Origin of the sequence: Treponema berlinense (assembly GCF_052273165.1) — a bacterium.
Lineage (GTDB): Bacteria > Spirochaetota > Spirochaetia > Treponematales > Treponemataceae > Treponema_D > Treponema_D berlinense_A.
Map to the genome: position 1 here is coordinate 1 of NZ_DAVZIU010000029.1, position 21,985 is coordinate 21,985.

The 21,985-nt window shown below is 38.7% G+C and carries 21 protein-coding genes and 3 tRNA genes; 18 read left to right on the forward strand and 6 right to left on the reverse strand.

Annotation, left to right across the window (positions count from 1 at the left end; all coding sequences use genetic code 11):
• The first annotated feature begins 479 nt into the window (after positions 1-479).
• The 11 genes from ACT6XC_RS08415 (at position 480) to rsfS (ending at position 8,884) form a co-directional block, all read left to right on the forward strand.
• Complete coding sequence (locus tag ACT6XC_RS08415; protein WP_443741478.1) at positions 480-1,235, forward strand: J domain-containing protein; 756 nt, start codon at positions 480-482, stop codon at positions 1,233-1,235.
• 20 nt (positions 1,236-1,255) lie between these two features.
• The gene (map, locus tag ACT6XC_RS08420; RefSeq protein ID WP_078931446.1) at positions 1,256-2,020 is read left to right on the forward strand and encodes a type I methionyl aminopeptidase; all 765 of its coding nucleotides are present in this window, start codon (positions 1,256-1,258) and stop codon (positions 2,018-2,020) included.
• A gap of 91 nt (positions 2,021-2,111) precedes the next feature.
• Complete coding sequence (locus ACT6XC_RS08425) at positions 2,112-3,605, forward strand: Do family serine endopeptidase (RefSeq protein ID WP_443741479.1); 1,494 nt, start codon at positions 2,112-2,114, stop codon at positions 3,603-3,605.
• A gap of 118 nt (positions 3,606-3,723) precedes the next feature.
• On the forward strand, positions 3,724-4,035 hold the full coding sequence (gene rplU, locus ACT6XC_RS08430; RefSeq protein WP_443738588.1) for a 50S ribosomal protein L21: 312 nt from the start codon (positions 3,724-3,726) through the stop codon (positions 4,033-4,035).
• A gap of 9 nt (positions 4,036-4,044) precedes the next feature.
• Positions 4,045-4,392 carry a ribosomal-processing cysteine protease Prp gene (locus ACT6XC_RS08435; RefSeq protein ID WP_443738587.1) on the forward strand — a complete coding sequence of 116 codons (348 nt, stop codon included), beginning with the start codon at positions 4,045-4,047 and terminating at the stop codon, positions 4,390-4,392.
• 26 nt (positions 4,393-4,418) lie between these two features.
• Positions 4,419-4,679, forward strand: a complete 261-nt coding sequence (rpmA, locus tag ACT6XC_RS08440; protein WP_078931450.1) for a 50S ribosomal protein L27 — start codon at positions 4,419-4,421, stop codon at positions 4,677-4,679.
• 133 nt (positions 4,680-4,812) lie between these two features.
• Positions 4,813-5,976: a GTPase ObgE gene (gene obgE, locus ACT6XC_RS08445; protein ID WP_443741480.1), complete on the forward strand. Its 1,164-nt coding sequence runs from the start codon at positions 4,813-4,815 to the stop codon at positions 5,974-5,976.
• Positions 5,973-6,638 (forward strand): nicotinate (nicotinamide) nucleotide adenylyltransferase, encoded by a 666-nt coding sequence (gene nadD, locus ACT6XC_RS08450; protein ID WP_443741481.1) that lies wholly within the window; start codon positions 5,973-5,975, stop codon positions 6,636-6,638. The genes obgE and nadD overlap by 4 nt, the downstream gene beginning before the upstream one ends.
• Positions 6,610-7,224, forward strand: coding sequence for a bis(5'-nucleosyl)-tetraphosphatase (symmetrical) YqeK (yqeK, locus tag ACT6XC_RS08455; RefSeq protein WP_443741482.1), 615 nt, complete (start codon positions 6,610-6,612; stop codon positions 7,222-7,224). Before nadD ends, yqeK begins: the two co-directional genes overlap by 29 nt.
• A 51-nt stretch (positions 7,225-7,275) precedes the next feature.
• Positions 7,276-8,511 (forward strand): LCP family protein, encoded by a 1,236-nt coding sequence (locus ACT6XC_RS08460; RefSeq protein WP_443741483.1) that lies wholly within the window; start codon positions 7,276-7,278, stop codon positions 8,509-8,511.
• A 1-nt stretch (position 8,512) separates the two neighbouring features.
• The gene (gene rsfS / locus ACT6XC_RS08465; protein WP_443738582.1) at positions 8,513-8,884 is read left to right on the forward strand and encodes a ribosome silencing factor; all 372 of its coding nucleotides are present in this window, start codon (positions 8,513-8,515) and stop codon (positions 8,882-8,884) included.
• Positions 8,885-9,025: 141 nt separating this feature from the next.
• Here rsfS and ACT6XC_RS08470 read toward each other — a convergent pair whose 3' ends face one another.
• On the reverse strand, positions 9,026-9,268 hold the full coding sequence (locus ACT6XC_RS08470) for a hypothetical protein (protein ID WP_443738581.1): 243 nt from the start codon (positions 9,266-9,268) through the stop codon (positions 9,026-9,028).
• Between the two features lie 250 nt (positions 9,269-9,518).
• Between ACT6XC_RS08470 and ispE the strand changes: the two genes are divergently transcribed.
• The 7 genes from ispE to lepA all read left to right on the forward strand — a co-directional run bounded on the left by ispE (position 9,519) and on the right by lepA (position 17,373).
• Positions 9,519-10,388, forward strand: a complete 870-nt coding sequence (gene ispE / locus ACT6XC_RS08475) for a 4-(cytidine 5'-diphospho)-2-C-methyl-D-erythritol kinase (RefSeq protein WP_443741484.1) — start codon at positions 9,519-9,521, stop codon at positions 10,386-10,388.
• Between the two features lie 39 nt (positions 10,389-10,427).
• Complete coding sequence (gene spoVG / locus ACT6XC_RS08480; RefSeq protein WP_443738579.1) at positions 10,428-10,712, forward strand: septation regulator SpoVG; 285 nt, start codon at positions 10,428-10,430, stop codon at positions 10,710-10,712.
• 18 nt (positions 10,713-10,730) lie between these two features.
• Positions 10,731-10,803: transfer RNA gene (locus tag ACT6XC_RS08485), tRNA-Gln, on the forward strand.
• Between the two features lie 363 nt (positions 10,804-11,166).
• Positions 11,167-11,718 (forward strand): 50S ribosomal protein L25, encoded by a 552-nt coding sequence (locus ACT6XC_RS08490; RefSeq protein WP_443738578.1) that lies wholly within the window; start codon positions 11,167-11,169, stop codon positions 11,716-11,718.
• Positions 11,719-11,806: 88 nt separating this feature from the next.
• Positions 11,807-13,900, forward strand: coding sequence for a hypothetical protein (locus ACT6XC_RS08495; protein ID WP_443741485.1), 2,094 nt, complete (start codon positions 11,807-11,809; stop codon positions 13,898-13,900).
• Positions 13,901-13,911: 11 nt separating this feature from the next.
• Complete coding sequence (locus ACT6XC_RS08500) at positions 13,912-15,555, forward strand: S1C family serine protease (RefSeq protein ID WP_443741486.1); 1,644 nt, start codon at positions 13,912-13,914, stop codon at positions 15,553-15,555.
• A 15-nt stretch (positions 15,556-15,570) separates the two neighbouring features.
• The gene (gene lepA / locus ACT6XC_RS08505; protein WP_443738575.1) at positions 15,571-17,373 is read left to right on the forward strand and encodes a translation elongation factor 4; all 1,803 of its coding nucleotides are present in this window, start codon (positions 15,571-15,573) and stop codon (positions 17,371-17,373) included.
• Positions 17,374-17,377: 4 nt separating this feature from the next.
• Here the strand turns inward: lepA and ACT6XC_RS08510 are convergent, their stop codons facing one another.
• The 5 genes from ACT6XC_RS08510 to ACT6XC_RS08530 form a co-directional block, all read right to left on the reverse strand.
• Positions 17,378-19,027: a 6-hydroxymethylpterin diphosphokinase MptE-like protein gene (locus ACT6XC_RS08510; protein ID WP_443741487.1), complete on the reverse strand. Its 1,650-nt coding sequence runs from the start codon at positions 19,025-19,027 to the stop codon at positions 17,378-17,380.
• A gap of 26 nt (positions 19,028-19,053) precedes the next feature.
• Complete coding sequence (locus ACT6XC_RS08515; RefSeq protein WP_443741488.1) at positions 19,054-20,520, reverse strand: peptidyl-prolyl cis-trans isomerase; 1,467 nt, start codon at positions 20,518-20,520, stop codon at positions 19,054-19,056.
• Between the two features lie 186 nt (positions 20,521-20,706).
• On the reverse strand, positions 20,707-21,429 hold the full coding sequence (locus ACT6XC_RS08520) for a hypothetical protein (protein ID WP_443741489.1): 723 nt from the start codon (positions 21,427-21,429) through the stop codon (positions 20,707-20,709).
• Between the two features lie 276 nt (positions 21,430-21,705).
• Positions 21,706-21,778 (reverse strand) — tRNA-Pro (locus tag ACT6XC_RS08525).
• Positions 21,779-21,827: 49 nt separating this feature from the next.
• Positions 21,828-21,901 (reverse strand) — tRNA-Asp (locus tag ACT6XC_RS08530).
• Positions 21,902-21,985 lie beyond the last annotated feature (84 nt).

Consider the following 21,985-nt stretch of genomic DNA (forward strand, 5'->3'; position numbering starts at 1 on the left):
AACTCTGGAAGACAAATTAAAAACTATGAAACTAAGCGATGTAATGAAGGATTTGAAAAAATAAATTTTTGGACTATTTATTGACAGACGAGCAAAATTATACTTGCCGAGTTGTTATTTTTTTTGATATAATGGCAGAAAATCCATTCAACGAGGTATTTTATGAGACTTGCGAGAAGAATCAGACCGCTCCGCTGGAATAAAACTATCAGAGCTAATAGCAAGAAAAATTTAAAGAGAATTCGTACAAACCACGAACTTCTTAAAACTTTGGCAAAGTAAAATAAAGGCTACCTAAAAAATGAAGTGCACCTCAAAAGTTGGACAAATAAAGTTCAATTTTAGGAGGTGCATTTTTTATTTTAAATGTGTTTTTTACAGGGTGAACAAGAAATTTTTAAACCTTGTGTTTTTTTACTCTTTCTATAATAGAATCTTTAATTGTAAAAAAAATTGATTGTGAATATAATTGAAGAACTTTGGAAGACTGTTATAAAATTTTGGGTGTTCGGCCTGGCGCAACTGTCGCAGAAATTCGCCGTGCCTATAGAAAAAAAGCAAAACTTTTGCATCCTGACACTGCCGGAAATATTACGGACGGAGCGGCTTTTCGTGAACTTGTTAAAGCGTACGAAATTTTATCTGATGTAAGGCAGCGTTCTCTTTTTGATGAATCTTATTTTTATCGTTACCGTTCTCATTCAACCCAGCCTTCTAATTCTTTTGATTATAGAACCTGGCTTTTGCAGAGAAATGATGAAGAAAGCCTTGCAAAATTGATATTTTTTGATCTTTTGCATTCTCGCGAAGAAGATGCGGTGCGCGAATTTGTCGAAACCTGTAAAACTCATTCACGTTTTAAGCTTTCAGACTGGTTTACTCGCGAAGATTTTATGGATTACGGTTTTATTCTTTGTGAAGAACTTGTCTTGCACGAAGAATATTATGACGCCTTTGTTCTTTTGGAGCAGATTATCCGCATGGAATACAGTTTTTCGTATTTCAGGCTTTTTTTTCCAGAAGTGATGGATTTGGCGCGGACTGTCTTAAAATATCGCCTCGAAGGAAATGTTGCTGATGAACTATGCCTGGACGCATGGGAGCGCGCTCTTGAATTAAATTTTGGAAATAGTGATGACTCGTTTTTTTTGCATAAGATGGCCGCTGCTTACCGCCGTATTGGAGATGAACGGACTGCCAGAATTTGTGAAGAAGAAGCTGTCAGAATAAAATAACAACAAGAAGGAAAAATATAATGATTCGCTTAAAGAATGAAAAAGAAATCGACGGAATTCGCAAAAGTTGCCATGCCCTTGCAGACCTTTTTAGAGAAGTTGTTCCTCAGGTTGAACCTGGGATGAGCACTAAAGACGTTGATGATTTAGTCGTAAAATTTATCAAAAAAATCGGAGGAGTTCCTGCCTGGTATTCCGAAGATTTTGCAGGAGCAGCCTGCATCAGTGTAAATGAACAGGTTATTCACGGTGTTCCTTCAAAAAAGAAGATTATTCACGACGGCGATTTGGTTTCTCTTGATATTGGAATTGACCTTGACGGTTATATTTCTGATTCTTGTCATACTGTTCAGGTTGGAAATGTAAAAAGCGAATATAAAAAACTTGTAAAGGCAACAAGAGAAAGTTTGCGCGCTGGGATTGAAGCCTGTGTTGCTGGAAACAGAATTCGCGATATTTCAAATGCTGTAAACGACGTTGCAAACGGAAAATACGGATATGGAGTTGTTTATGATTATTGTGGGCACGGAGTAGGTCTTGGCGTTCATGAAGATCCTAGTATTCCAAATTGTCCGATGAGCGGTCCAAATCCGAGAATTCAACCGGGAATGGTTCTTGCCATTGAGCCGATGATAAATTTGGGAACGGCAGATGTCCATACCGCAGATGACGGTTGGACTGTCCTTACAAATGACGGAAAGTGGAGTTGCCACGAAGAGCATACTGTTGCTGTTTTTGAAGACCATACGGAAATTCTTACACTTTGCGACGACCTTGTTTGCTAGTTTTTTTTGTAACTATCCAGATTTTTTTTGATTATATTTGTATATAGACAATATCGAAAAAAAATTGCTTTTTTTGGAGGTTCTTAAAAATATGAAAAATATTACATCTAAAATAGTTTGCGGTGTTTCTGCCGCAGTTCTTGCTTTTGCAGCCGTTAGTTTTTCGTGCAGCAAGATAAAGGTTGAAGGAACTGCCGATACGGTATTTGCAGAGTCAAAACCGGCAGTTGCAATTCCAGCAGACAGTTTGAATGTGATTGAAGCTTTGCAGAATTCTTTTAATTCAATTTCTGCCGGAGTTCTTCCTTCTGTCGTTGAGATTGATGTTACAGAAAAAACAACTGTCACTCAGACAAATCCTTTTGATGATTTTCCGTTTTGGTTCTTTGGAAATCCGAATGGTTCTGAGAAAAAAGACCGCACCCGTGAATACGAACAGAAAGGTCTTGGTTCTGGTGTAGTTGTTCGCCGTACTGGAGATACTGTTTATGTTCTTACAAATAATCACGTTGCAGGCAAGGCAACAAAAATCACTGTTAATTTAAACGATGGACAGAAATTTGATGCAAAACTTGTTGGCGCAGATGAGCGTTCTGACATTGCCCTTGTTTCTTTCGAGGCAAAAAAAGATTCAAATATTGTAGTTGCGGCTCTTGGCGATAGCGATAATGTAAAGGTTGGTGATATTGTTCTTGCAATGGGTGCTCCTCTCGGATATAGCCAGTCGGTTACTCAGGGAATTGTAAGTGCAACAGGACGTTCTGGCGATCAGATTGGAAATATGAACGATTTTATTCAGACTGACGCTGCAATCAATCAGGGAAACTCAGGTGGACCGCTTGTAAATATTTACGGAGAAGTTATTGGAATTAACACCTGGATTGCTTCTTCGAGTGGCGGAAGTCAGGGGCTTGGTTTTTCTCTTCCTATTAACTCTCTTAAAAAATCAATCGAAGATTTTATTTCGAACGGAAAAATTACTTATGGCTGGCTTGGTGTAAGTCTTCTCGATGTAAAAGATGATTATAAAAAAGAACTTGGCGTAGCTGGTAAAAACGGAGCGCTTGCTTCTCAAGTATTCCTTGATTCTCCTGGACAAAAAGGCGGAATGCAGGCAGGAGACTTTATCATTGAAGTAAATGGAAAGGCTATAAAAAATCAAAATGAACTTATGCGCGAAGTTGGCTATCTTCCTGCCGGAAAAACAGCAGCCTTCAAAGTAATCAGAAACGGCAAAGTCGTTGAGCTTTCTGTAAAAATTGAAGAACGCACGGACAAAATAACTCAGGATAATACAAAACTTTGGCCAGGCTTTATTGCCGCTCCTTTGTCTGACGAGATTAAAAAGGAATTCAACCTTGAAGATAAAAAAGTTAAGGGGGTTGTGGTAATGAATGTTTTGGAAAAATCTCCAGCAGCGGCTATGAGAATCCAGAACGGAGATGTTATTACTGCTGTAAACGATAAAAAAGTTTCGAATATTCAGGAATTCTATGATGCCCTTAATTTGAATTCTAAAAAAGAAATTTGGTTTGATGTTTACAATGACGGTCATACATTGAGCACAAGCCATTATAAATTGTAATTTGATTTTTTGGTGTTATTGACCAATTTACAAAAAATTTGATAAAATCTAGTACTCATAATTTTTATATTAGTCGTTAGAGTTTCCGTTACACTTTGCGGCGTAGAAGAGGTATTTAATGTACGCACTTTTTGAATACAAAGGTAAACAGTACAAGGCTGAAAAAGACGCACTTATTCAGGTAGACAAAATCGATGCTGAAGACGGTGCTAAAATCACAATTGATTCAGTTCTTTTGGTTAGCGATGGAGATGCAGTAAAAGTTGGTACTCCATACGTTAATGGTGCAAAAGTAGAAGTAGAAGTAGAAAACAGCTTCCGCGACAAGAAAGTTCTTGTTTACAAATACAAGAGCAAGAAAGACTATCATCGCCTTATCGGACATAGACAGGAATACACAAATATTCGTGTAAAAAATATTCAGGGCTAATTTTAGCCTATGACAGCAGTAACCCTTTTTACCGGCAAAAACGGCGTGTTAAAAAAATGCAAAGCTAACGGACATGCTGATTTTTCCAGGAAAGGAAGTGACATAGTTTGTTCTGCGATTACAATATTGCTCAAAACGGCTATGCAGTTTCTTTCACGGAATAAAGATGTTACCTTAGAAGCTGACACATCTTCCCGCGGAAATCTCGCTTTTTGCGTGGAAGTAAAAAAAAGCAGTCTGGAAACGGAAAATTGCTTGAAATTTACGGCAGATTTTTTGAGAGTTGGGTTTAATTCGCTTTCAAAAGATTATTCAAAAAATATTAGTTTTGAAGAAATTGCCGAAGCGGGAAACTAAATTGAAAATTTGAGCGGAGGCTTACTATGGGACGCAGTAAAGGTGGTAGCGGCGCAAAAAACGGTCGCGATTCAAATCCAAAACACTTGGGCGTTAAAGTATATGGTGGACAGGCTGTAACAGCTGGTTCTATTATTATTAAACAGCGTGGAACAAAAATCTTCCCAGGAAACAATGTAAAGAAAGCTGGTGATGATTCTTTGTTTGCAACAGCTGACGGTGTAGTTATGTTTGACGAACACAACAACAGAAAATATGCAAATGTTGTTGTTGCAGAAGCAAAATAAACTTCAGCACAAAATGCTGTAAAGATTACGTTTAATAAAAAATAAACTTGATCAAGCCCGGATTTCAGTTTTCTGTGTCCGGGTTTTTTAGTATTTATTGATTTTTATAAAAAAATTCTTTTTGGAGGTGCACATGAATTTATTTGCTGACGAAGCCGTGATTGAATGTCAGGCTGGAAAAGGCGGAAACGGTTGTATTTCTTTCAGACGCGAAAAATATATTCCAAGAGGCGGTCCTAATGGCGGAGATGGCGGAGATGGCGGCAATGTAGTTTTTATCTGCAAAAGAAATGTGCGCACTCTTGCGAATATTCGTTACAAGCATTTTTTTAGGGCAAAATCTGGTGGCGACGGTCAAGGCTGGAACAAGTACGGTCGTGACGGTGAAGATATAGAAATTGCTGTTCCTCCAGGAACTGCCATCAGGGATTTTGAAACAAACGAACTTTTAAAAGAATTTACCGTTGAATCAAGCGAAGAAAATTTTGTAGCCTGTCGCGGTGGAAATGGCGGTTGGGGAAACGTTCACTTTAAAACTCCTACAAATCAGGCTCCACGCATTGCAAATAAAGGCCAGGAAGGTGAATATAAAAAACTTCGTTTAGAGCTGAGCATTATGGCGGATATTGGACTTGTCGGTTTTCCTAATGCTGGAAAATCAACTCTTTTGGATGTTTTTACAAATGCCAGACCGAAAATTGCGCCTTATCCGTTTACGACAAAAATTCCGAACCTTGGGGTTTTGCAGGCGAGCGATGAGCGCGATGTAATTATTGCGGATATTCCTGGAATTATCGAAGGCGCTTCTGACGGAAAAGGTCTTGGAATCCAGTTCTTAAAGCACATAAGCCGTACTGCCGGACTTCTTTTTATGATTGACTGTTCAGATGATTCTTGTTTTGGGGCTTACGAAACACTTTGTCGCGAACTTGAAGGCTTTTCTTCTGATTTGCTCAAAAAACCGCATATTGTCCTTTGCAATAAAATCGACCTCGAAGGTGCAAAAGAACGCGCTTTTAAAATTGCAGAAATGATTAAAAAAACAGAAAAGGACACAAAAGTTCTTGCGGTTTCGGTAGCTGCTCACATCGGAATGAACGAAATTCGCCTTGCAATCCTTGATTTGGTTACAAAACTTGACGGAGCGCCAGAACAGTTCAATTCGGACGGAACTCGTATAAGTTCAGGTTCTTTTCTTACAAATAAAAAAGAAGGAACCAGTATAAATCCCGATTTTATGAGTACACGCTCGGTTGACGATGATGCCGAAATTCAGTTTCCAGGAAGCGAAAATTGAAAATAGCTGTCCTTGGCGGAAGTTTTAATCCAGTTCACATAGGACACCTTGTTCTTGCCGACTGTGTTTGCCAGGAACTTGGATACGATAAAGTCCTGTTTGTCCCTTGTTTTTTGCCTCCGCACAAAGAAATGGCAGATGCTGCTTCAGCAGAAGATCGCTTAAAAATGGTAGAACTTGCTGTAAAAAGTGATTCGCGTTTTGAAGCGGAAGACTATGAAATTCAAAAAAAAGGGATTTCTTATACCTGGGACACGGTTTGCGCGCTTGAAAAAAAATATGCAGGTCGTCTTACGGACAAAATCGGTCTGATTTTTGGTTTTGACTTGGCATCTCATTTTGAAAACTGGAAAAATGCAGAACTTCTTGCAGAAAAATGCCAGTTGATTCTTGCCGTGCGCGAAGACGAATTGAAACAGGATGCTGGAAATAGCCGGAACAAGGCGATAGGTGAATATAAAATTGAAAAAAAAGGATTTTCTGTCAGAGATTTTAACTTTCCGCATGTAAAAGTGCACAACCCTCAGCTTGAAATTTCTTCTTCAGAAATCCGGAGTTGTATTCAAAATGGCAAAGCCTGGCGTTATCTTGTAAGCGATGCCGTTTTTGAATATATTAAAAAACGAGGTTTATATGGCTGTAAAAACGGTGGATCTGAATAATCCCGAAGAACTCAGTCAGGTTATTTTAAAAATTGAAGACTATGTAAAAACTGTGGTTTCCGAATCAAGATACGAACATTCAGTGAGGACAGCTCAGACTGCCGAAAAAATGTGCGCTCTTTATGGATTAGAACCAAAAATCGGCTATTTGGCAGGAATTGCACATGATATGTGCAAAGAGTTTTCCACCAACGAAGTTTTAAAACTCGTTTCGGAAGATCAGAACCCTGTTTCTTTGCTTGAACAGAACAAACCTGGACTTTTACATGGAAGGGCGGCGGCAGTTTTAATTCAGACGAAATTCGGAGTAAAAGACAAAAATGTTGTTTCTGCAATTGCAAACCATACTTTTGCAGCGGCCGAAAGTTCTGATTTGGGAAAAATACTTTTTGCGGCGGACAAAATCGAACCAGGAAGGCCTCAGTCGACCGACGAATACCGTAAAAACCTTTTTTCAAAATCTTTGGACGAATTGACACTTTGCGTTTTGAAAGAAAATATCGACTATCTTGAAAAATGCGGAAAAAAAGTTGCAAAACCTTCTTATGAACTTAAGGCTGAGCTTGAAGCAAAATTAAAGCCGTAAAACGTAATAGTTATTCAAAAGGCAAAATTGAGTTTTTATGGGAGAAAAGAGATGAAATCAATGGGGCACAGCGGCGGAGGAAATAAAGGCGGGCTTTTTCTTGTTTTGATTTTTGTCATTCTTGTTGCGGTGACGACATTTATTGCGCTTTCCTTAAAAGTTGATACTGTCGACGAAAGTCTGAAAAATGACAGCGTAATAAAAACTCTCATCGTCCTCGAGGATAAAAAGCAGGTTCTCTTTTCGGACGTTTTTATTTATTATCCAGTTTCAAAGCGTGGAGCGTTGATAAACATTTTGGGAAACACTGGTGCGATTTTTAAAAGCCTTGGACGTGTAGATCGAATCGATGCAATTTACACCGAAAAGGGAATTGATGTTTTTAAATCCGAAATTGAAAATCTGATCGGTCTGCCGGTTCCGTTTTATCTCGAAATGAGCCTTTCAAATTTCAGCGAACTTACGGATATGCTCGGTGGACTGAAAGTATTTGTTCCTGCACCGGTTGATGTAAAAACAGACGACGGAGAGCGATGGCTTTTACCGAGTGGCTCTGTAACTCTTGACGGAAGCAAAATCAATACTTATCTGACTTATTCAAAATCGGAAGAAACAGAAGCCGAGGTTGTGGACAGAAGACAAAACGTAATTCTTGCGTTTTTGAGCGCAGTAAACCGTGATTCAAGAACTCTCCTCAACAAAAACAATTTTCCGTTTTACCAAAAGCGGATAAGTTCAAACTTAAGCGAAAAAGACTTGCATAAGCTTTTTTCAGAAATTTCAAATGTCGATTATGAGCGTCTTATTCCTCAATCAATAACTGGTTCAAGGCGAATGGTCGATGGAAAAGAACTTTTGTTTCCTTTTTACGACGGTCAGCTCATAAAAGATGTTGTAAAACAGGCTTCAAATGCTCTTGTGGATTTGGAAGATATGTCTGTAAACCGCATTTACGTGCTGGAAATTCAAAATGGAACTCTGGTTCAGGGATTGGCACGAAATACAGCAGCCTTGCTAAAAAGTGCCGGCTATGACGTTTTGAGTACTTTGAATGCGGAACGGCAGGATATAGAAAAAACGCAGATTATAAATCACATAGGTAACGCAGATATTGCAAAAAACCTTGGCGACTTTATTCACTGCACAAACATAGTTGACGAAGAAATAAAGCCAGACTCGGAAGACAACTATGATAACGGATACGAAACCAGTTCAAATGTCGATTTTACGATTATTCTTGGAAAAGACTTTGACGGACGCTACGTAAAAAATACTGGAGGAAAATAGAATGGCAGAAAAAACAGCAAAAGAACAGGCTCTCGAACTTGCGCAGCTTCTCGAAGACAGCAAGGCCGACGATGTTACGGTTATTGAGGTTACAAAACTCACGAGTTGCGCAGATTTCTTTGTAATTGCAACAATTCATAGTTCAGCACATTGGCAGGGACTTGCAAAGCAGATAAAAGATTACGTAAAGGAAAATGACATGCAGATTCACCTTACGCATACAAAAACAGCTGGTGGCGACGACTGGAACGTAATCGACATTGGCTCAGTTCTTGTGCATCTTATGTCGGCAGATGCCCGCAATTTTTACGAACTGGAAAAACTTTGGCACGCAGGAAATTTTATAAAAGGCTCTCAGTCAGAAAACGCATAAGTTTTGAGCGTTCTATTTGAGCTTGCTAGATTTTACTTTTTGTAAAAACATTTGGCAAAAAAAAAGGAGGCCGGAGAATATGTGTGTGTGACATATTTTCCTGCTTCCCGTTTTAACTGAAAATAACCTTAAAAGCGATTCCTACATTTCTTCAAAATCGTCATTAAAGCTATTGTCCATTGAGGAATCTTCGCTCGAAGCGTCATCTTCCTCCAGATCATCATCAAAAGACTCATCGTAAATATCGTCGTCTTCAAAATCGTTCAGCGAATCGTCGTCGTAAATCGCAGAATCATCATAATCTGCCGAATCTTCGTCGTATTCGTCTGAGTACGAAAAGCCAGAGCCCGAAAATGAGTCAATGAAAGAGTCACTTGTGAACATTTTGCCTTCCCCCGCTCAACGCGTACCATATCATAAATTTTTACAGCCCAGTCAGTCAATTGAAATCTTTAGAAAAATCTTTTATTTTTAAGGGCGGTTCCTGACTTTCGGCAGGTCACGTCCATGGTTCGCTGCGCTCATTCCTGCGCTTTGCTCCGGAACGGCTGCGCCTCTGCTGCAATCGTTACCGCAAAAATCATTTTTTTAAAACTTAATTGACGAGCCTGAAAAAAACGTATAAAATTAAATTATGTCAGATATTCAAATTCTGGCTCCTGCAAAGGTAAATCTTGGATTAAAGGTTCTTCCAAAGCGGGCAGACGGATTTCATAATATCGAAAGTATTTTTCAAACTGTCAGGCTTTACGATAAACTTATTGTTTCTGTATTGCCAGAAAAAAATACTTGTGCGGTTTTTGCGCCAGGTTTTAACGACCTTCCTGCAGAAAATACGCTGACAAAAACATACAGCTCTTTTTGTTCCTTAACTGGCTGTTCTACTGGCGTAAAGGTTTTTTTAGAAAAAAATATTCCCAGTGGAGGCGGACTTGGTGGTGGTTCTTCGGATGCGGCTTACTTCTTAAAGGTTTTGGCAAAAATCAACAAAATTTATTTAAGCAGTGAACTTGCAGACAAGGTTGCTTCGCAGGTTGGAAGCGATGTTTTTTTCTTTCTTCACAGTGGAGAAGAACAAGACAAAAGTGGTTGTGCTGTCGTTACTGGGCGTGGGGAATTTGTAAAGCAGATTTTACCGCGAGATGATTTGTTCTTTTTACTGGTTTTTCCAGGCGTTCATAGCTCTACAAAAGAGGCTTATTCGCTTGTTGATAAAACATATGAGACGGGCAGTATTTTAGATTGTCCGAATCTGGCAGATTTAGAAACCATATATCGAAGCCCTGTCAAAGACTGGACCTTTGTAAACAGTTTTACTTCTGCGTTATTGCAAAAATACCCAAAAATAGGCCTTGCCTTGCGGGATGTAAAAAACAGTGGTGCTCTTTGGGCGGATATGTCTGGTTCTGGAGCAACAGTTTTCGGTGTTTTTGAAACAAAACAAAGTGCCGAAAATGCTTATTCATTGTTAAAAAAAAGTTGGTCAAACTGTGTAATTGCATAAAACCTTCTTTTTAATTATTTGCAACGGAGGAGTACTTATATGGAAGTATCAGAACTGCGTATTAGAAAGGTAACGGCCGAAGGCAAGCTTAAAGCTTATGTAACAGTAACCTTTGACGGTGTATTTGTCGTTCATAATGTAAAGATTATTGAAGGCAAAGCAGGTCTTTTTATTGCAATGCCAAGCCGAAGAACGGCAAACGGAGAATACAAGGATGTTGCGCATCCAATCAGTCCCGAGTTCCGCGCGGCTTTGCAGGATAAAATCTTAGCCGAATATAATGCCGGACACGTAGTAGAAGAAGCCGGCGAAGGCGAAGATTAGTTTTTATAGTCAATTTTTTGGGACGTCGGCAAGCGGTAAGCCCCCGGCTTTTGGTGCCGGTATTCCACAGGTTCGAATCCTGTCGTCCCAGCAGATAATATAATCTGGATTTCAATGTTTTTTGGAATCCAGATTTTTTTTGCCCAAAATGATTAAAACAGGAAGTTTTCGACTGGAGACCGAATCCTGTCGTCCTGGCAGTTTGCGGCAAGGATGGGAACACCGCCTGAGGCGTTCCGGAGCGTAGCGCAGGAATGGAGGCGAAAGCCGGAAGTGTGGACAGCCTGGTTTTTGCTTGCCAAAAAGCCGCCCGGCAAAATATATTGACTTTTTGACCTGTTTTTGAGATACTTTTTGAACTGTCGGATATGTTTTCCGATAAAAATTAAGAGGGGCTGGCAAAACTTTTGTATGATTGTTTTGAAGACCGCTCAAAATTGAGGAGTTCTATAAAATGGAACAGTTTGTAGTTGAAGCATCTGTACGCAACGAGACAGGTAAAAAAGCAGCAAAAGCTCTTCGTGCAGCAGGAAAAATCCCAGCTGTTATTTATGACGAAGAAGGCAAAGCAACATCTGTTACTGTAGATTCAGTTCAGTTTAACAAAGTTTGGCGCAATATTACTGCCACAACTCTTATTACTCTTAAATTCGATGGCAAAGATTACGATGCTTTTATCCGCGATGCAGAATATGATATTATTACAGATTCAGTTCTTCACGCAGATTTCTTTGTTGTAAGCAACAAAAAGCCTGTAACACGCCAGTTCAAATTGCAGTACAAAGGAACTGCTGCCGGCGTTCTCAAGGGCGGATTTATGGTTAAGCACATTCCTGAAATCAAGGTTAAGGCTCTTCCAAAAGATCTTCCTGTTCGCGTTGTAATTGACGTTTCAAAAATCAACATCGGCGATGTTTTCTGTGTAAAAGACATTAATCTTGGCGACAAAATTACAGTTCTTACTCCAGCAGAAGCTGAGGTAATTACAGTGGCTCCAGCACGCTAGTTTTTTTGAAAACTTGATAAAAAGTCTTTCCGTTTGCAATACAATGGAAGGACTTTTTTTTTGCTTAAAAAGACGATAAAATATAGTTATGAATTCGTCTTTAAAAAAAAGTTTTTGCGCTGTATTTTTTTTCCTCTCTTTTTTTTGTTCAAATTGTCTTTATGCTCAGGTGCTTTCTGCTGGTGAAGCAAATAGAAAAACGGCTCTTCGTTATTTGAAGGTTGCTGAGCAGTATGCTGCTTCTAAAAACTGGAATGCCACTGCTTCGAGCGCAGAACTTGGCCTTGCCTTTGATGATTCTATTTCTGACCTTTGGTATATGAGTTCTGTTGCAAAAAGCGCCCAAAATGCGCCTAAATATCAAATTTTTCCTTTGATTGAAAAAGCTCTTGATTGTGAATTTTGGGTCGATTACAACAAGGAGACTGCAAGAATTCTCTATGCCGATGTTTTATGCTCAACCAGAAAATTTGAGCAGGCGCTTGAAGTTTTGGATGGTGATCATTTTTTATATTCAGCAGATGCCGAATTTATCCGTTCTAAAATTTTTTACAATCTTGGAACTGACACGTTTCTTGAAAAAGCAAGAAATAAAATTGATTCTGCAAGAAGAATTTATCCTGATGACCTTCGGTTTCCAAAACTTTTTTTTGAGCACGAATATGCGCTTGGTGGCAGGAATGAAAAAAATGCAAAACTTGCCGACAGTTTTATAAATCTTCTTTACAAAAATCCTTCGCTTTCTGCGGAACTTGAAATTTATCTTGCTGTTTTTTCGACTGGCGAAAACAAAATCAGGAGGCTTAAATCATTTAACGCAAAAAATCAGCGTTCTCCTTTATATTTGATTGCTTCTCTTGAAGAAGGCATTGAACTTTTGCCAGAAGAAAAGGCTTTGGATTATTTTTATTCTTTTGCCGATAAAGAAATTGATTTTGCGCTTTTGCAGGAATTTGCTTCAGCCTTAAAAAAAGAAGAATCTAGGCAGGAGCTTGGTGAATATTTAAATCAATATTCTGGAACGATTTACAAAGATACGGACGGCGATCTAGATTTTAACCTTAAAATTGAATATTCGCGCGGTCGTCCTCAAAAAATCATATATGACGAAAATCAGGACGAAATGCCTGATTGGAGCGCTAGTTGTGATTTTGGAGAACCTGTAAAACTTCAGATTCCGGAAAAATCGATTGAAATTGAATACGGAAACTGGCCTGCTGTTGTCAGTGCCATTTACAAATGCGAAGACAAAACCGAATATTCCTTCTTCCTTGTGCCTCAAACTCTTTTTTGGACGCCTTTTTCTATTGGTGCGGATGAAAATATAAAAAAATTGACTGGAACAGATTTTTTTATTCCTTCCGTTTTGGAAAAAGTTGAAAATATTTCAGTTCAAAAACTGATTGATTCTTCTTCTAATTGTTCGGTCCCTTGTTCTGAGCGCGAAAATGCCGTGGTTGTCTTTAACCTTCTTGATGGAAAACCCGTGTTTGCCCGTTATTACGAAAATCAAAAAATGTATGCGCAGATGCAGTTTAAGGACGGACTTCCAGAAAGCCGCACAGTCGATATGGATAATGACGGTTTTTTTGAACTGACGGAAACTTACGGGACTGAAATTCAGAATATCAAAAAAACTGGACTGGAATACGAGCCGAACTTTTTGACAAAAGCCTTGAATGCACCTGTAAAGATGATTCAGATTGATATGAACGGTGACACAATTGCTGACTACACAGAAGAATACACTGGCGGAGAAGGAAAAATTTCTTTATGGGATTTGGATGGAGATGGGGAGTGGGACGTTCGTTACGAAAAAAGTTTTGCGGAAAAAGACGGTTCTTTGGTTGAAAAATCCACTTTTTACAGGCCCTGGTCTAAAGTTCCAGTTACTGTAACCATAAAAAATGGAAAACCTGTCAGCATTTTTGAAAACGAAAAAAAATTGAATGTAATAAAAGATTCCGTTTCCGAAGTTTACTGGATTGAAAACGCTGGTTCAAAAGACGATGCAGAAAAAATTCTAAAAACATTTAACCAAAACGAAGGCAAAAGTGTTTATATTATTGTAGAAAATGGTTCAAAAAGAATGTTTGCCGTAAAAAGCGGACTGTATATTTTTGCGCAGATTGTACTGGATAATCCTAATTCTACAAAAGAAAGCAGTTTGTCCGAAAAATAAAAATAAAAAAGATGAATAAAATGAAGAAAATTGAATTGAGACAAAAAATTATCGCAACCCTTGGCTGTTCCTTGCTTTTTATCTGCATAAACGGCTGTAAATCAACCGAACTTTCTGAAAGTTTTGAATTGCCAGATTACACGATTGAAGACGTAAAAAAAGAAGAAATAAAAAGAATTGAAGAAATTGGCGAAACTGACTGTGTTCAGGCCTATTGGCGTGCTTTTTTGCTAAAAGACCAGAAAACCTTCGAAAAATGTGAAGAAAATGTTGTTTCTGAATATAAAAAGGCTATTGAAGAAAACAAATGGCTGGAAGCTAGAAGATTGTGTTATGCTTTGGAATATCTTGGCGGAGTACAAAGCAAAAAACTCGAAAAAAATACCGATGAATTGGATTCCCTCTGTCTGGAAGTCTTAAAATCTTTTGGTTCGGACAAAAATTCTGGAAAAAAAGTTTCAGAACTTATAAAAGGAACTGTAACTGTCTGGGTTGACAAGGGAATTAAAGTTGAAAACGGAATGGGGTACGCTGACCGTGTAATCGGTTCGGGATTTTTTATTTCTAAAGACGGATATATTGTAACAAATCATCACGTAATTGCAGACCTCGTAAATCCAAAATATGAAGGTTATGTGCGGTTATATGTAAAACTTGCTGAGGATTCAGAAACCCGTATTCCAGCAAAAGTTGTGGGCTGGGACAGTGGCGTTGACCTTGCTGTGCTAAAAGCCGAAATTGACGCTCCTTATGTGTTTAATCTTGGTTCGAGCGGAGGCCTTGAGGTTGGCGATAAGGTTTATTGTATTGGTTCTCCGATTGGGCTTGACCGCACTTTGACAAGTGGCATTGTAAGTGCAAGCGACCGTTCTCTTTTTAGCGCAGGACCCGTTATGCAGATTGATGCTGCCGTTAATTCAGGAAATAGCGGTGGTCCGTGTGTTGACGAAAATGGAAATGTTCAGGCGATTGTTTTTGCAGGAATACTTCAGTATTCTGGACTAAACTTTGCAATACCTGTCGAATACTTAATTTCGGAACTTCCTGTCTTGTTGAATGGCGGAAAATATGACCACAGCTGGCTGGAAGCAAACGGTCGCACAAAAAGAGTTGGCGGCAGAGATTTGGGCGTTGAATTGAATTATGTAATGCCGGGCGGAAACGCACACAGGGCAGGGCTAAAGGCCGGCGACCTGATTACTTCGATTGAAGGTTCAACGATAAAAAATCTTGAAGATTTAAAGAAAAAAATGCTTGGAATTTCTTCTGGATTTATAATCAAAGTAAAATATCTCCGGGACGAAGATTTGGCAGAAAATGAGGTTAACGTTTATGTTTCCTCAAGACCGTTGAATCCTGGTTATATTTTTTATAAAAATGATGTAATTTCAAGCTCTTTTACGGCAATTTTCGGCATGAAGCTTACTCCGCTTTCTGAGGGACGCAGAAAATATCAGATTGAAACGGTCGTAAAAGGTTCAATTGCGGACGAATCGGGTTTTTCGGAAAACGATCCTGTCGAAATAAAAAACATAAACTTTGATAAAGAAAATACAACCTTGTATACGGAAATATATGCAAAAAATAGAAAAAAAGGATATTTAGATATAAATGTAGGAATTGCGGCTCCGCTAGACAGTCCTAACTATTTCTAATAAAATTGGCACTCTATGACAGAAATGAAATATAAACGCAATTTTTGTATTGTTGCACACATTGACCACGGCAAATCAACTCTTTCTGACCGTCTTATTCAAAAATCAAAAATCATTGACGACCGTCAAATGACAAATCAGATTCTCGACAACATGGATATTGAGCGTGAACGCGGAATTACGATAAAAAGCCAGGCGGTTACAATTCCATATCATTCAAAAGACGGAAACGACTATGAGCTTAACTTTGTCGACACTCCAGGACATGTTGATTTTTCTTACGAAGTTTCTCGTGCGATCGCTTCCTGCGAAGGTGCCCTGATTTTAGTTGATGCTAGTCAGGGTGTTGAAAGTCAAACAATGTCCAATCTTTTTATGGCAATGGAGCATGATTTGACTATTGTTCCTGTTGTAAACAAAATTGACCTTCCGTCTGCCGATATTCCTTCGGTAAAAAAACAGATTGAACACGACCTTGGACTTGATCCAGAAGATGCGGTTTTGGTAAGCGCAAAAACTGGTGAAGGAATCGACGACTTAATGGAAGCCATTGTTTCTAAATTTCCTCCTCCGTCTGGTAATCCAGAAGGAAAAGCCCAGGCTCTTATCTTTGACTGCCATTATGATGAATATCGTGGAGTTATAATTCATATTCGCGTTAAGGAAGGTCGGATCAAAAAAGGCGATTTTATCCGCTTTATGTCCAATGGTACTGACTACAAGGTTGAACAAATTGGAATTTTTAAAATAAATTACGAAGAAAAACCATATCTCGAAGCGGGCGATGTTGGTTATATTATTGCAGGATGTAAAACTGTAAGCGATGTCCGCGTTGGCGATACTGTAACTCTTGCAGATAATCCGGCAGACGAGCCTTTGCCAGGATTTAAAGAGGTTAAGCCAGTTGTATTTTCTTCCATTTATCCGATGGATTCAAACGATTACGAAGAACTTAAAGACAGCATGGAAAAATTAAAGCTCAACGATGCGAGCCTTACTTATGACAAAGACAATTCCATTGCGCTTGGAAATGGTTTTAGATGTGGATTCCTCGGACTTTTGCATCTTGAAATTATTCAGGAACGTCTTGAACGCGATTATGATCAGGCAGTTATTTTTACGTCACCTTCAGTAGAATACAATTGTACTCTTACGAACGGCACGGAAATGATTATTGACAATCCGACTGAATTCCCAGAAACAAAAATAAAAGAAGCGAGAGAACCTTACATCAGCGCTTCAATCATCACTCCGACAGAATTTATCGGTTCGATTATGAATCTTTGTACTGAAAAACGCGGAATTCAAAAAAATATGACTTATCTTGACGAAAAACGCGTTGAATTGATTTACGAAATGCCGCTTTCTGAAGTGCTTTTTGACTTTTATGACAGGCTCAAAAGTTATAGTCGCGGTTACGCAAGTTTTGACTACGAAGTAATTGAATATCGTCCGACAGACCTTGTAAAAGTTGATATTTTGATAAATTCAAAACCTGTGGATGCTCTTTCTTTTCTTGCTTATCGCCCTGGAGCCGTTGCCCGCGCAAAAAAAGTGTGCGAACGCTTAAAAGACGAAATCTCTCGCCAGCAGTTTAAAATTGCTATTCAAGGAGCAATCGGAAGTCAAATAATTGCCCGCGAAACCGTAAATCCTGTGCGAAAAGATGTTCTTGCCAAGTGTTACGGTGGCGATATTACACGAAAACGCAAACTTCTCGAAAAACAGAAAGAAGGTAAAAAGCGCATGAAGATGGTAGGCAACGTTGAACTTCCACAGAGCGCGTTCCTTGCAGTTCTAAAAGAAAAAGAAGACTAGTTTTTTATAGGTTTTCAAAGTTTTTTAGAAAAAAGTCGATTTCGTTGCTGATTCTTTTTAAAAAACTCAGATTGCCAGCTTCAAACCTGTATCCGTCCGGAAAGTGCAGATAAAGATATTCTCTTTTTGACAGAAGATTTTCTATTTCTGCGCTTAGGTTTGTTTTTGGAGCTGGAATAGCTTTTTCGCCTTTTGAAAGCAACTCTTTTATTCTCAAAAGCGCATTTTTTTCTTCCAAAAGATATGCTTTTGTTTTGATTTTGATGCCAGAACTGTTTTTTTTGTTTTGCTCGTACAGGGCGTCAAATTCGTCTTCTTTTTTTTGAACGAGCGGTTGGCAGAATTTTTCGATTTGTTCTGTGGTTGCGGACGGAAGACTTAAGTTTAAGCCGGAAAATCCTGCATCGTAGAGGTTTTTTGAATCCTGAAAATAATTTACAAAGAGCGCAGCGTAGTTTTTGAGCGCGGTGTCCGTTATTACAGGTCCATTTTTTCCTGGAACAGTTTTTGCGTCTGCCTTAAAAGCGGCATCGTAGTTTTCGACAGGCTTAAAGCGGTTTGAAGAAATCAGTCTTGCCGTGTGAGCAGGAGCGCCTCTTGCGTGCGTAAAACCAAGACTGTACGAAAAATCAAGTCCTGTAACAAAAACCGGCACATTCGAATTAAACCGCATAAAAAGCGCAAGATATACGGCCGTAAGTCCAACTGAACCGAGCGGTGGAATCTTTGCAGGAAGAATATTTTTTGATTCAGCATTTTTTAAAAATTCACATTCTGAAAATTCCGAATAGAAATACAGATGCCGCCCCTTTGTATGGCGGAGAACTGCCGGTCTTGAAGCCAAATCGCTTAGTATTGCAGCCTTTGTCTTGTTTGCGCCGATATATGCTTTTTCGATTGCCAGCTGGGATTCAACTGCAATTATAAAATCTGGCTGAACTTTGTATTTTAAAAGAACAGGAAGTGCAGCATCAACCGCAAAAACCGTGCATTTTTGCAACGTTTCTTTTGAAATTTTTGACAGAAAAGTTTCTGTACTTTCGCCAGCTCCAAAAACTATAAACGGCCTTAAAAAAAATGGCGAAGAATGAGGAATGCTCTGCTCTCCAGGAATTTCCCTTAAATTTCTAAAGAAATTTTTACAAAAGAGCCTGCCCATTTTTACGAGAGTAATTCGGTTTTTCCAAAATGAAGCAATAAAATTCTGAGAAAAAAGCGCGGTCTGCGAATACAAGGTTTTGAAAAAAAAAGTTCCTCCGCTCATTTCAATCGAAACAGTCCGTCTAAAATGCGGCAGGTTTTTTATAAGCTCTTCTATTTTTGAAGGCGAGGTGAGCAGAACTTTTTTGGAATCTTGAGGACAGCTCTTTTTTATTTCGTCCAATTTTTTTTCTGCCAGTTCAAAAAGTTTTTTATCTGCTTCTATTCCGAGGATAAGAGAATTTTCTGGAAGCTTAGCCAAAAGCTCTTTTAAGCCGTACCACAGGCATGGAGAAAAGCAAAGGATGAGAGTTTGGGGCAAAATGTCCAGATTAGCTATAGTCTGCTCAATTGCCTTTTGCGGAGAGTATCTTGAGTAAAGAAATCTGTTCTTGTGTAAAACAGAAAAGCCCTGACCGGCTTTTACCAGACAGGGCTCTTCAGTTTCAATCATACCGGATTGTAAATTGTTCAATTTTTTTAGTTTTTCATCATTTTTGTAAAGAAAACATTTGCAACGTCGTTCTTTACTTTGTCGCTGGAAAGCAATGCCATCTGGAGCGAATAAGAATCGATAGAATTAACTGCGCCGGCAAGTTCTTCTTTTTTCGAATCTGTCAAATTGTCTTTCTGAGTACCAGTTGCTTTTACTACAAGAATTGAATCTCCTGAAACAACAGGTTCAGAAACATCTCCGGTTTTAAGGGCAAATGCTTTTTTCAAAAGATTTTCGTTTGTAGAAGCGCCAGAAATCGAAGTAAATTCTTCTGGAAGAGAGCCGAGCATTGAGTCGTTTGCGTAGTTGAGCGCAAATGCTGGAACTTTTACAACTTTTGCACCATTAGACTTGCCAGCTGCTTCAAAATCTTTCTTTTCAGCGTCAGAAGCAACAGCCTTTGCTTTTTCGATAAAATAGTTTTCGATTAAAGAAGTTTCGTTTTCGTTGATGTAAGAGCGGACTGTGGCAATAACAGCTGAATCTGTAAAGTCCGGTTCAGTTTTAATCAAATCGTTATGGAAAATTGAATATCCGGCAGAAGTTTCGACAAGTCCACTAGTCTGGTTCAATTCGAGAGCAAAAAGAGCCTTTTCGTCGTCTTCTTTTGTAACGATATTCTGAATCTGATAACCATAATTTGAAGAAAGTTTTCCGTCTGCTCCAGAATATGCTTTGTCAGAATATTCAGAAACGGCATCTGAAAAAGTGATTTCTTCTTTTGTGAGCTGGTTCAGGATTGATTTTGCCTTTGACTGGTCTTTTACTGTGATTACAGAAAAATTGTATTTTGTGAACTTGTCTTTATTTTCTGTGCCAAAAGCTTTTACCTGGGACTCTGGATAGTCCTTTTTGTCAAAAACAGCAAGGTCAAAAGAACGCTTTTCTGAAGCCATTTTTTCAAAGAAATCTTTTTCTGCGTCAGAAGATTTTAAGCCGTAAAGAGTATGACCTGCATATTTAGACTGAGTTCCCAAAAAGTCTTCGCCACATCTGTTCCAGATTAAGCCGCGTGTAAGGTCCTGCTGCAATTTGCTTTTATCATCTGCGCTATAGCTGTTGTAGATTTCTGGAGAATAGTTGCCTTTTTCATCAGTAAAATACTGGTACATCTGGCGAGCCACGCTTTCTTTGGAAGGTTCCCAGCCAGATTTTTTTACATTGTCTGCATAGGCAATAGCCTGAACAGCCGAAACAAAAGCGTAATTATAGATTGTGTAGTAGTCAGAATCTTTTAAGTCAATTCCCTGTCTTCTGTACATTTCGGTGTAATTTGCAACGGCATTTGCAAATTCGCTTCCTGGTTTGTATTCAATTTTTTTGTTTCCGTATTTTCCAAAAACAGGAGAGTCCTGACCTGCTCCCTGTGCCATTGCTGGAATAAAAATAAAGGTGATGGCAGATAAAATCAAAATGATTACAGAGCCAACGAAAAGCATTGTTTTTTTCATGATAAAAACGTCCTTTTTTACTATTTTTTCGAGTATTTAAAAAAGCTTTGCTCAAAAAACAGAAACTTTTTTAAAAAACAGTAACATAATTTTATCATTCAGAGCGTGGTGCTGTCAATTGACGGTTTTTTCTTTCTTATATACGCGCGATATGTGCGGAATTGTCTTATTTTTATTTCTTATTTTTCAATAAACGACCATCCTGTAGCAGCCACGGCTTGAACGGAAAATTTTTATTTTTGTCGCGGAATCAGTTTCAATCTGATTTTTTAATCTTGAAATATACGAATAAACAGACGATTTGTGGTCAAAAAAATCCTTTTTGTTTCTGAACAAAACTTTTTCGAGTTCGGACAAGCTCATGTCTTTGGTTCTGTTTTTGTACATGTATTCAAAAAGCTGAAAAAGCACAGGCGAAAGGTTGTTCCTGAATCTAAAATCTAGAAGGTCAATTTCGCGCTGAGTTTCGCTCCCCCTAAGTTTTTCCCATCCGACAGGAATTGCCGGTTGCAAAAGCGAAATATGCCGTTTTACGCTCGGATCGCAGATTATTTCATTTAATTTTTTGAGAATCGGAATACAGTTTTGCGGAAAATTAAACTGATAATAAAGTTCATTTTGGCTTATCCAGTGGTTTATACGTTCATCGTCGGGTGAAGAAGGGTCATTGTAATAAATTATAGGAATTTTCTTTCCCATCTCAAAAATCGATTCAAAAAGATTAAAGCAACAGCCACTTATAAGAGTAAAATCGCAGACAATCATATCAATCTGACAATTAAAATCCTGAATGCTCTTGTACAGCAAACTCCAGTCGTCCTGCAGATAGCAACGACATCCAAAATTTTCGAGCCTTTCCATAATAAGGCGGCAAACGTTCTTTTCACGAGTCAAAAAGCAGATTTCCATAGACAACCTCTCCAAAATTGTCTTACCAGTCTTTAAGATTTTCGACTTTTTTCAAAAAAACTAAAGAATTTTTTATTTATAAGGAGGCGCACAATTTTTCTAAAAAAAACACTTGTTGGTTATGCAAAAAAAAATTGTAAAAACGGCTGTCCGCGGCTACAGCGTCTTACGCGCTTGCGGTGTTTGCACACACACGCTTTCGCGTGTCCGCTACCATCCGGCGCCAAATAAAAAAATGCAAAAAAAAATCTGCCAAAACGACAGATTTAAAAAATATCGGGTATGGCGGATTCGAACCGCCGACCCCTAACTCCCGAAGCTAGTGCGCTACCAGCTGCGCTAATACCCGATTTTTCTCTTTTAATAAAAAAACCTTCCTCATCGAGGAAGGTTTTTGACGCGAGCAGCGGGGCTCGAACCCGCGATCTCCGGCGTGACAGGCCAGCGCGATAACCAACTTCGCTATGCCCGCGTGATGTATTTATATTAGCAAAACGAATTATTTACGTCAATAGCATTTTAAAAAAATTTTAAATTTTTTTAAAATTTTTTTTGT